Annotated in this window: 8 protein-coding genes; 6 read left to right on the top strand and 2 right to left on the bottom strand. The window is 71.7% G+C overall.

The features are described from left to right. On the top strand, positions 1-444 hold a 444-nt coding region (locus ABFC67_RS02310), incomplete at its 5' end, for a peptidoglycan DD-metalloendopeptidase family protein (RefSeq protein WP_346736415.1). 62 nt (positions 445-506) lie between these two features. Here the strand turns inward: ABFC67_RS02310 and ABFC67_RS02305 are convergent. Beyond that, entirely contained in the window at positions 507-878 is a 372-nt protein-coding gene (locus tag ABFC67_RS02305; RefSeq protein WP_346736414.1) for an Mth938-like domain-containing protein, read from the bottom strand. A 13-nt stretch (positions 879-891) separates the two neighbouring features. Further along, on the bottom strand, positions 892-1,188 hold the full coding sequence (gene yhbY / locus ABFC67_RS02300; RefSeq protein ID WP_346736413.1) for a ribosome assembly RNA-binding protein YhbY: 297 nt from the start codon (positions 1,186-1,188) through the stop codon (positions 892-894). A gap of 91 nt (positions 1,189-1,279) precedes the next feature. On the opposite strand from yhbY, the gene rlmE reads away from it, so the two are divergent. From rlmE to ABFC67_RS02275, 5 genes are all read left to right on the top strand, one after another. After that, on the top strand, positions 1,280-1,900 hold the full coding sequence (rlmE, locus tag ABFC67_RS02295) for a 23S rRNA (uridine(2552)-2'-O)-methyltransferase RlmE (RefSeq protein WP_346736412.1): 621 nt from the start codon (positions 1,280-1,282) through the stop codon (positions 1,898-1,900). Between the two features lie 27 nt (positions 1,901-1,927). Continuing rightward, positions 1,928-3,859, top strand: coding sequence for an ATP-dependent zinc metalloprotease FtsH (ftsH, locus tag ABFC67_RS02290; RefSeq protein WP_346736411.1), 1,932 nt, complete (start codon positions 1,928-1,930; stop codon positions 3,857-3,859). Positions 3,860-3,918: 59 nt separating this feature from the next. Beyond that, positions 3,919-4,821: a dihydropteroate synthase gene (gene folP, locus ABFC67_RS02285; protein WP_346736410.1), complete on the top strand. Its 903-nt coding sequence runs from the start codon at positions 3,919-3,921 to the stop codon at positions 4,819-4,821. A 128-nt stretch (positions 4,822-4,949) separates the two neighbouring features. Continuing rightward, positions 4,950-6,335 carry a phosphoglucosamine mutase gene (gene glmM, locus ABFC67_RS02280; RefSeq protein WP_346736422.1) on the top strand — a complete coding sequence of 462 codons (1,386 nt, stop codon included), beginning with the start codon at positions 4,950-4,952 and terminating at the stop codon, positions 6,333-6,335. After that, entirely contained in the window at positions 6,332-7,273 is a 942-nt protein-coding gene (locus ABFC67_RS02275) for a 2-oxoglutarate and iron-dependent oxygenase domain-containing protein (RefSeq protein WP_346736409.1), read from the top strand. Before glmM ends, ABFC67_RS02275 begins: the two co-directional genes overlap by 4 nt. The last annotated feature ends 76 nt before the right edge of the window (positions 7,274-7,349 follow it).

The following is a 7,349-nucleotide window of genomic DNA, read 5'->3' as shown; positions in this document are numbered from 1 at the left end:
GCTGAGCAGAGTGCGGCGGTCGCGGCGCCGACCGCGGCGGCGCCGGTGCCGGCCGGCGCGCGCAGCGTCGACGGCGTCGCCTGGCGCTGGCCCGCCGACGGTGCGCTGCTGTCCCGTTTCCAGGGCGGCGATCCGACGCGCCAGGGCATCGACATCGCCGGCAAGTCCGGCGATCCGGTGCGCTCGGCCGCCGATGGCACCGTGGTCTACAGCGGCAACGGCCTGATCGGCTACGGCGAGCTGATCATCGTCAAGCACTCGGACAGCTACCTGTCGGCCTACGGCCACAATCGGCGGCGCCTGGTCAAGGAAGGCGACCGCGTCGCCGCCGGCCAGCAGATCGCCGAGATGGGCGCCAGCGGTGCGCCGCGCGACGAGCTGCATTTCGAGGTGCGCCGCGACGGCAAGCCGGTCGATCCGCTGGATTACCTGCCGCCGCGCTGAGCGGCGCCAGGGTGGCTGAGCCGTGTTCCCCGTCCTGCGGCGCCCGCCGCGCGCCTCCCGGCCTATTCGAGGATGAACGCCGCGACCACGTGCCGCCCCTCGCTGGCGAGGACGTTGTAGGTGCGGCTGGCGGCGGCGTTGTCCATCACCTCGACGCCGACGCGGCGCTGCAGGAACGCGGCCACGATCGCCTGCGCGGGAAAGCGCTGGCGCGCGCCGGTGCCGAGCAGCACGACCTCGGGCTGCAGCGCGAAGATCGGCGCAAGCTGCGCCTCGTCGATCGCCTGCACGTCCGCCACCGGCCAGTCCTCGATCAGCGTCTCGCGTGCCAGCACGAAGCTGCGCGTGAGCACGTGGTCGACGACGGTGACGCTGTGCGCGTCGCCGCGGCGCACGAACAGGTATTCGCCGGGTCGTTCGAGGTTGAGTTCCACGGCAGCGACTCCCTCAGCGCGGCAGCGCCAGTTTCGGCTCGTCGGCGTTGCGGCGGTACAGGCAGGCGATATGGCCGATCTGCTGCACCAGCTCGGCGCCGCTGCCGTCGAGCAGCGCCTGCACCTGCGCCTGGCGCGCCGGGCGGTCTTCGCCGGCCAGCTTGACCTTGATCAGCTCGTGGTGGTCGAGCGCGAGCGAGAGTTCCTTCAGCACGGCGTCGCTGACGCCCTTGGCGCCGAGCAGGATCACCGGCTTGAGCGGATGGGCGAGGCCGCGCAGGTAGCGGCGCTGGGTCGGAGAGAGCGGCATCGTTCAGGTTCGCGATCGCGGCGGTGAAGACGAAAAGGTTATCATGCGGCCATCCTCCCCTGTGCGCGCGCCTGCGCCCGTCGATTCCATCATGCCGCGCAGCAAGAGCAGCGCCCGCTGGCTGCGGGAGCATTTCGACGACGTCTACGTCAAGCGCGCGCAGGCGCAGGGCCTGCGTTCGCGCGCGGCGTTCAAGCTCGAGGAACTGATCGAGCGCGACCGCCTGCTGAAGCCGGGCATCGCCGTGGTCGACCTCGGCGCCGCGCCGGGCGGCTGGTCGCAGGTCGTGCGCGAGCGCCTCGGCGACAGCGGCCGCGTGATCGCGCTGGACGTCCTGCCGATGCAGGGCATCGCCGGGGTCGGGTTCCTGCAGGGCGACTTCCGCGAAGAAGCCGTGCTGAAACAGTTGGAAAGCCTGCTGGGCGGGCAGAAGGTCGACCTTGTCCTGTCCGACATGGCCCCCAATATGACCGGTGTGGCCGTGGCCGATCAGGCGCGGGCGATGGAACTGGCTGAACTGGCCCTGGAGTTCGCCTGCGCCTGGCTGAAGCCGGGCGGAGCGTTCCTGGTGAAACTGTTCCAGGGAACGGGTTTCGACGAGTACCTGCGCAGGTTGCGCGCGGAGTTCGAGCGCGTGACCATGCGTAAACCGAAGGCCTCGCGCGCCCGTTCGCGCGAGGTCTACGCGCTGGCGACCGGCCGCCGCGGCTGAGCGGCGGCCCGAAGAGTGAGAGTCCGAATGAACGACATGGCCAAGAACGTGCTGCTCTGGCTGGTGATCGCGGTCGTGCTGTTGACCGTGTTCCAGAGCTTCAATCCGCGCAGCAGCTCGGCGCAGGACATGCCGTATTCGGACTTCAAGCAGCAGGTCCAGAACAACAACGTGCAGAGCATCACGCTGAGCGCCAACCTGCCGACCACGGTGACCGGCAAGCTCAAGGACGGCACGCCGTTGCGCAGCGTGATCCCGGTGTCCGGCGACGATGCGCTGCAGCCGCTGCTCGAAAAGCACAGCGTGCAGGTGCGCCAGGAACCGTCCGACAACGGCGTCTCGCTGCTGCGCATCCTGCTCGACTGGGTGCCGTTCCTGATCTTCATCGGCCTGCTGATCTGGTTCATGCGGCAGATGCAGTCCGGCGCCGGCGGCCGCGGCGCAATGGCGTTCGGACGCTCGCGCGCGCGCCTGCAGGGCGAGGACCAGGTCAAGGTCACCTTCGCCGACGTGGCCGGTTGCGAGGAGGCCAAGGAGGACGTCAAGGAGCTGGTCGACTTCCTGCGCGACCCCGGCAAGTTCCAGAAGCTCGGCGGCAAGATCCCGCGCGGCGTGCTGATGGTCGGCCCGCCGGGCACCGGCAAGACGCTGCTGGCCAAGGCCATCGCCGGCGAGGCCAAGGTGCCGTTCTTCACCATTTCCGGTTCCGATTTCGTCGAGATGTTCGTCGGCGTCGGCGCCGCGCGCGTGCGCGACATGTTCGAGCAGGCGAAGAAGCACGCGCCGTGCATCATCTTCATCGACGAGATCGACGCGGTCGGCCGCCACCGTGGCGCCGGCCTGGGCGGCGGTCACGACGAGCGCGAGCAGACGCTGAACCAGCTGCTGGTCGAGATGGACGGCTTCGAGGGCAGCGAGGGCATCATCGTGATCGCCGCCACCAACCGCCCGGACGTGCTCGACCCGGCGCTGCTGCGCCCGGGCCGCTTCGACCGCCAGGTGGTGGTCGGCCTGCCCGACGTGCGCGGCCGCGAGCAGATCCTCAAGGTGCACATGCGCAAGGTACCGGTCGCGACCGACGTCGAGCCGATGGTGATCGCGCGCGGCACGCCGGGCTTCTCCGGCGCGGACCTCGCCAACCTGGTCAACGAGGCGGCGCTGTTCGCCGCGCGCGAGAACGCGCGCGAGGTCGGCATGGCCCACTTCGAGCGCGCCAAGGACAAGATCATGATGGGCGCCGAGCGGCGCTCGCTGGCGATGAGCGAGGACGAGAAGCGCCTGACCGCCTACCACGAGGCCGGCCACGCCATCGTCGGCCTGTCGGTGCCCGACCACGATCCGGTGCACAAGGTCACGATCATCCCGCGCGGCCGCGCGCTGGGCGTGACCATGTTCCTGCCGGAGAACGACCGCTACAGCCTCAGCAAGACCGCGATCGAGAGCCAGTTGTGCTCGCTGTACGGCGGCCGCGTCGCCGAGGAGCTGATCTTCGGCGAGGAGAAGGTCACCACCGGCGCCTCCAACGACATCGAGCGCGCCACGCGCATGGCGCGCAACATGGTCACCAAGTGGGGCCTGTCCACGGTGATGGGCCCGGTGACCTACGGCGAGCAGGACGAGGAGGTGTTCCTCGGCCGCTCGGTGACCCAGCACAAGAACGTCGCCGACGAGACCGCGCGCAAGATCGACGAGGTCGTGCGCGAGATCCTCGACGGCGCCTACCAGCGCACCAAGGCCATCCTCACCCGCGACATGGACAAGCTGCACGCGATGGCGCAGGCGCTGCTGCAGTACGAGACCATCGACCGCGAGCAGATCGACGCGATCATGGCCGGCCGCGAGCCCGGCCCGCCGCGCGACTGGCGCGCGCCGAGCGGCGGCTCCGGCAACGGCGGCAGCGGCAGCGCCGCCGGCCGCGAGGCCGGCAGCACGGTCGGCGCGCCCGCCGGTCAGCACTGAGAAGACGCGGCGCCGGCCGGTCGGGCCGGCGCCGCTCTCCTGCGCGAGCGGCACGCCGCATGTTCGACACCACGCCGACCCTCGATTGCGCCGGCCGCGCGCTGGCGCTGGATCGCCCGCGCGTCTGCGGCATCCTCAACGTCACCCCCGACTCGTTCTCCGACGGCGGTCGCTATCTCGACCCTGCGCGCGCGGTCGAGCATGCGCTGCGCATGGTCGAGGAGGGCGCCGACCTGCTCGACGTCGGCGGCGAGTCCACGCGCCCCGGGGCGGAGGCGGTGGACGCCGCCGCCGAAATCGCGCGCGTGGTGCCGGTGATCGAGGCGGTCGCCGCGCGCGTGTCGGTGCCGATCGCGGTCGACACTTCCAAGCCGGAAGTGATGCGCGCGGCGGTCGCCGCCGGCGCCGGCCTGATCAACGACGTGTACGCGCTGCGCCGCGAAGGCGCGCTCGACGCCGCGGCGGAACTGAAGGTGCCGGTGTGCGTGATGCACATGCAGGGCGAGCCGCGCAGCATGCAGGAGGCGCCGCATTACGACGACGTGGCCGCCGAGGTGCACCGTTTCCTGACCGAGCGCCTGTTCGCCTGCGAGATGGCCGGCATCGAGCGCAAGCGCGTGCTGGTCGATCCCGGCTTCGGCTTCGGCAAGACCCTCGAGCACAACCTGGCGCTGCTGCGCGCGCTGGAGCGCTTCCGCGATCTCGGCGCCGGGCTGCTGGTCGGGCTGTCGCGCAAGTCGATGATCGGCGCGCTGACCGGGCGCAAGGCACCGGACGAACGCGCCACGGGTTCGGTCGCGGCGGCGCTGATCGCCGTACAGCGCGGCGCGCGCATCGTGCGCGTGCACGATGTCGCCGCCACCCGCGACGCGCTGGCGGTATGGCAGGCGGTGGCGGCGGGCGCGGGCGCGCCCGCGCGTGCGCCCGCAGCGGCGAAGCCGCGCTGGGGCGACGACGACTGAGCGCCTGGCTTCGGCTGCGGGCGGGGCTTCGGCCCCGACCGGACTTGCGCCGCCACGGCCGAGGCCGCCCCCACAAGCGGTATGCTGTCGCGCCGGCCCCAGCACCCGAGCCTCAAGTTAGCGACCCCCTGCCCGAGTCCCGAGTCCCGAGTCCCGAGTCCCGCAAATACTTCGGCACCGACGGCATCCGCGGCCGCGTCGGCGAGTGGCCGATCACCGCGGAGTTCATGCTCAAGCTGGGCCGCGCCGCCGGCGCCGTGCTGGGCGGAGCCGACGGCCGCGCCAGCGTACTGATCGGCAAGGACACGCGCGTGTCCGGCTACATGTTCGAGTCCGCGCTGGAGGCCGGCCTGGTCGCCGCCGGCGCCGACGTGCGCCTGCTCGGGCCGATGCCGACGCCGGCGGTCGCCTACCTGACCCGCTCGCTGCGCGCCAGCGCCGGCATCGTGATCAGCGCCTCGCACAATCCGCACCAGGACAACGGCGTCAAGTTCTTCTCGGCGCAGGGCGAGAAGCTGGACGACGCGGTCGAGGTGGCGATCGAACGCGAGGTCGACGCGCCGTTCCTCACCGTGCCGCCCGAGCGCCTCGGCAAGGCGCTGCGGGTGGCGGACGCCTCGGCGCGCTACGCCGAGTACTGCAAGGCCACGCTGCCGGCCGGGTTCAGCCTGCGCGGCATGAAGCTGGTGGTCGACTGCGCGCACGGCGCCACCTACCAGGTCGCGCCGCACGTGTTCGCCGAGCTGGGCGCCGAGGTCGTCACGATCGGCTGCGCGCCGGACGGCTTCAACATCAACCGCGACGTCGGCTCGACCAGGCCGGGTGCGCTGATGCGGGCGGTGCGCGAGCAGGGCGCCGACCTCGGCATCGCCTTCGACGGCGATGGCGACCGCGTGCAGATGGTCGATCACGCCGGCGCGCTCGCCGACGGCGACGACCTGCTCTACGTGCTGGCCTGCGACTGGCGCGCGCGCGGCCTGCTGCGCGGTCCGGTGGTCGGCACGCTGATGAGCAACTACGGCCTGGAGCGCGCGCTGGCGCGGATGGACGTGCCGTTCCTGCGTGCCAGGGTCGGCGACCGCTACGTGTTGCAGCAGTTGCGCGAGCACGGCGGCGTGCTGGGCGGCGAGACCTCGGGCCACATCCTGTGCCTCGACCGCGCCAGCACCGGCGACGGCCTCGTCTGCGCGCTGGCCGTGCTCGACGCGCTGATGCGCGCCGGCTGCACGCTGGCGCAGGCGCGCGAAGGCCTGCACAAGCTGCCGCAGACCACGGTCAACGTCGCCGCGGCGGGCGGCGCCGCGCTGGTTGCGGCCGCCACCGTGCAGCAGGCGCTCGGCGCGGCGCAGCGCGCGCTGGAAGGGCGCGGCCGGGTCGTGCTCCGGCCGTCCGGCACCGAGCCGGTGGTGCGCGTTACCGTCGAGGCGGCGGACGCGGACGAGGTGCGGCAATTGGTCGCACAACTCGCCGACGCGGTGCGCAGCGCGGCGCGCACGCAGGCGCAGACGGCATGAGCGTGCGGCAGGTTCCGACCCTCGACATCCGCCGCTACGACGGCGACCGCACCGCCTTCGTGGCGGAGCTCGGCGCCGCCTATCGCGAATTCGGCTTCTGCTGCATCGGCGGCCACGGCATCCCCGTGGCGTTGATCGACGGCGCCTACGACGCGTTCAGGCGTTTCTTCGCGCTGCCGACGGACGTGAAGATGAAGTATCACGTGCCGGGCGGCGGCGGCGCGCGCGGCTACACGCCGTTCGGCGTGGAGACCGCCAGGGACAGCCGCCACCCCGACCTCAAGGAGTTCTGGCACATCGGCCGCGAGATCCCGCGCGACGCGAAGCACGCCGCGGTCATGGCGCCCAACCTGTGGCCGGCGGAGGTGCCCGGCTTCCGCGAGCGCGGCTACGCGCTGTACCAGGCGCTGGACCAGCTCGGCACGCGCGTGCTGCGCGCGCTGGCCCTGCACATCGGCCTGCCGGAGCGCTGGTTCGACGACAAGACCGACTGCGGCAATTCGATCCTGCGCCCGATCCACTACCCGCCGATCGAACGGGGCGACGTCCCCAACGTGCGCTCCGGTGCGCACGAGGACATCAACCTGATCACCCTGCTGGTCGGCGCCAGCGCGGAAGGCCTGGAGGTGCTGACCCGCGAGGGCGCGTGGCTGCCGATCACCACGCAGGGCGACGCCATCGTGGTCAACATCGGCGACATGCTGCAGCGCCTGACCAACCACGCGTACCCTTCGACCACGCACCGCGTGGTCAACCCGCCCGGCGCCAACGCGCGCAGGCCACGCTACTCGGTGCCGTTCTTCCTGCACCCGAATCCGGATTTCCTGATCGACGTGCTGCCGTCCTGCGTCAGCGCCGACAACCCCAGCCGCTATCCCGAGCCGATCACCGCGCACGGCTACCTGCAGCAGCGTTTGCGCGAGATCCGCCTGATCTAGCCCGGGTGGGCTTCAGCTCCCCGTCGTTCGCAGCCGACGCACCCGAAGGGTGGGCTTGAGCCCACCCTACGGTTGC

It is taken from the genome of Mizugakiibacter sp. (assembly GCF_039680435.1).
Taxonomy (GTDB): Bacteria; Pseudomonadota; Gammaproteobacteria; order Xanthomonadales; family Rhodanobacteraceae; genus Mizugakiibacter.
The sequence above is the reverse complement of the archived record's forward strand: the minus strand, read 5'-3'. Positions and strand labels throughout refer to the sequence as shown.

What these genes read in the sequence shown, in the direction of transcription:
- yhbY (WP_346736413.1), bottom strand. Translation starts at nt 1,188, where the DNA reads ATGCCGCTCTCTCCGACCCAGCGCCGCTACCTGCGCGGCCTCGCCCAT.
- rlmE (WP_346736412.1), top strand. Translation starts at nt 1,280, where the DNA reads ATGCCGCGCAGCAAGAGCAGCGCCCGCTGGCTGCGGGAGCATTTCGAC.
- ftsH (WP_346736411.1), top strand. Translation starts at nt 1,928, where the DNA reads ATGAACGACATGGCCAAGAACGTGCTGCTCTGGCTGGTGATCGCGGTC.
- folP (WP_346736410.1), top strand. Translation starts at nt 3,919, where the DNA reads ATGTTCGACACCACGCCGACCCTCGATTGCGCCGGCCGCGCGCTGGCG.
- ABFC67_RS02275 (WP_346736409.1), top strand. Translation starts at nt 6,332, where the DNA reads ATGAGCGTGCGGCAGGTTCCGACCCTCGACATCCGCCGCTACGACGGC.